This is a genomic window from Hoylesella timonensis S9-PR14, from assembly GCF_000762405.1.
Classification (GTDB): Bacteria; Bacteroidota; Bacteroidia; order Bacteroidales; family Bacteroidaceae; genus Prevotella; species Prevotella timonensis_A.
This window is the reverse complement of sequence record NZ_JRPQ01000019.1, coordinates 1-2,556: the sequence shown is the minus strand read 5'-3', so window position 1 is coordinate 2,556 and position 2,556 is coordinate 1. Positions and strand designations below refer to the sequence as shown.

Annotated in this window: 4 protein-coding genes; all 4 read right to left on the bottom strand. The window is 37.4% G+C overall.

The features are described from left to right. Positions 1-170: 170 nt before the first annotated feature. Entirely contained in the window at positions 171-773 is a 603-nt protein-coding gene (locus HMPREF9304_RS00960) for a MerR family transcriptional regulator (RefSeq protein WP_036925940.1), read from the bottom strand. Positions 774-795: 22 nt separating this feature from the next. After that, positions 796-1,026, bottom strand: a complete 231-nt coding sequence (locus HMPREF9304_RS00955; RefSeq protein ID WP_231564429.1) for a hypothetical protein — start codon at positions 1,024-1,026, stop codon at positions 796-798. 179 nt (positions 1,027-1,205) lie between these two features. After that, the gene (locus tag HMPREF9304_RS00950) at positions 1,206-1,718 is read right to left on the bottom strand and encodes a hypothetical protein (protein ID WP_036925938.1); all 513 of its coding nucleotides are present in this window, start codon (positions 1,716-1,718) and stop codon (positions 1,206-1,208) included. Between the two features lie 13 nt (positions 1,719-1,731). Beyond that, the gene (locus HMPREF9304_RS00945; RefSeq protein WP_036925937.1) at positions 1,732-2,310 is read right to left on the bottom strand and encodes a hypothetical protein; all 579 of its coding nucleotides are present in this window, start codon (positions 2,308-2,310) and stop codon (positions 1,732-1,734) included. Positions 2,311-2,556 lie beyond the last annotated feature (246 nt).

Genomic DNA, 2,556 nt, shown 5'->3' with positions numbered 1-2,556 from the left:
ATTCCATCCACCATACTCTTTCTCAATTTGCAGGAAAAACCACAGAATAATAAAAATGGCACCTATCCATCCTAAGAAACCAGTATGTAATATCCACAAGAAATCTGCCATTAGCAGTGAACCTATCAAATATACAATGAGTACAGCGAGTATGAAATAAAGCAAATGTTTCATACCTTGCCCTCCAATATTTTTAGAACATCACTATAACGATATAACTCACGGTGGGGAGTAATCCTTGTGGGGACAAGAAATCCTTTCCTTGCCCATTTTCTAAGGGTAGAATAATCAACAAGTAACAAGGACGCTGTTTCTCTTTTTGTCAAGAGCATAGGCTGTCCTTTATGTTGCTTGACCTTACGTTCCAGGTCGAGAAGTTTTTGACGTCGTTCCAGCACGTTGTAAATATCAGTTGAAAGGGTAGCAACTTTGCGAGCTTGCTCTTCATTCACCGCTCTAAGACTGTCTCTAATCTCTGCCATTGACATATCAACCAATCCTTGGATCATATTTGGAAGTTGCTCTTGCAACTTTTCTATCAGCTTGTTGGCTTTGGCTACCGCGAGAGTCTGCTGCATTGCGCGATCTTCCCTAAATCCCATTTCTTCATAAAAGCACATGAATACGAGGAAATATAAGAGTAGAAAGAGTGGTATTACCGCTATCCATATCCAAGGAGTGTTGTGCACACACCACATCAAATCCAATGTTGCCAGCGATATTAAGAGGTAGGTAATAATGGCAGCACCTATAAAAAGATATATATGTTTCATTTTCTATTGGCCACATTTAAGATTATTCCATATCAACTTCATAATTCCAATCACAAGCGTCACTTTCGTGAATATGATCAGAAAGCCACTCGAAACCAGTACATACTTGCTCGTCCAAATTCATAAGATCACAGTTTACACGCCCTTTATCTGCCAAGGCGTTTAGATCATCATAAACTTTTTCGCTGACTTCTACGTCATACAAATCAACAGTATAGGTTACTGTTACGGTTAAATCCTTTATCTTTTTCATTCTGTTTTTACTTTTAATATTAAATGTTCTATTGAAGTTCCAATTGTACATGGAAATGATACTCGTTGCATAAACAGACAATTTGCCTGACTTCATAGGGATCCTCTCCATAGGGAAAGAAAATCATACGCTCCTTGGTCAAGCATCTGACTCCTTTCTTTCTTAAATTATACAAGAGGTTAGTGCGTCTCTTGATCACTCTGTCCATTTGCATCCAAATTTCCTTTAAGTAACATATTATCCTCATGAAATGTGGTTTCAATATGCTCTATCAAATCAATAGGTCTTGTAACATACGCATCAAACATCTGGTACATCAGCTCGGGCGTTGGTCTCTCTGACATATCAAGGACAAATACTTTCTTGCCTTTCCCTTTCATCCAACCAGCTTCAGAATGAGCAGAACGGCCACATGGCAGAAGAAGAACACAGAAGTCTGCTGCTTGCATGGCATTGAAGTCTTTTTCAAAAGCCTTAATGGCCTCGGGATGATGGAGTCTTTCTTTGAAATCATTGCAAGTCCAGTTTTCAAATTCCTTATCGACCTTATCCCAGCTAAAGCCGCTTATTTCATTGTTTTCAGGGTGCTTGAAATCATAAGTTTTATAGCCTTGCATGCGCAAAACGTTCAAAACATTGTCATAAAATCTGTTTCGCCAACTACTGGCTAAATATATCTTTAAAAATCTCATAATATAACTATTTTTATTTTACCAATCCTTTACACACCATCTCTACGTATTTAAGACTGTCTCTTAACACAGGATAGCTTAGATTTTCAAACTCTGATCTTTCAAGATACTCTATCTGTTTGCTGAAGATGGACGTATCATTGTCGTATTTATTCAAAAGAAAGTATCTTAACCACATGTCGGCACATCTGGGGCGTGGCAAATCCAAAAAATCTAAAATGAGAACAGATAGCCTCTTTTGTTCCGTACGATTCAATACGATGCAGTCGCCTGTTTCCTTATCTATCCAACCACAGAGAAGGTGAGCGGTATTGTTAGCCCTATCAATGGAAATCTGAAAGCAAGAAGGGCCGAACATAATCTCTATTCTATTAGCAAGGCTTTGTAATTGCCAAAGGGTGATGGAACGTTTGATAAAAAAACTGATGCTTCTTATGAGCTTCATACTGGCAAAAGGCTTTATTTTTTTCTTTTGAAAAATCAATGCCAGCAATTCTTCTTTTTTTTGCTCAAAGGAGGTAACTTGATAGAACTCCCGAGCATGGACAAGATCCGTAATACCTGTCTCAATGGTTAAAACATAGTTGATCATATTTTACTTGTTAGCGTTTATACTTGGAAAAGATGCACCTACATCAATCCCGTTATTTTTTTATTTCTTGAATTTGTCATCATTGTAGCTGTGAGTGATTTCATAATAGACAGCAGCTCCTAAAGCTAAAAGCAAGATAGAGATAATGATAATATATTCCATAATTACTTATTTATTGTTGGTGGTAATTTCAATGGCTTTTACAAACTGCAACAAATTAGCATAGCCCTTATACAGAGGATTGCA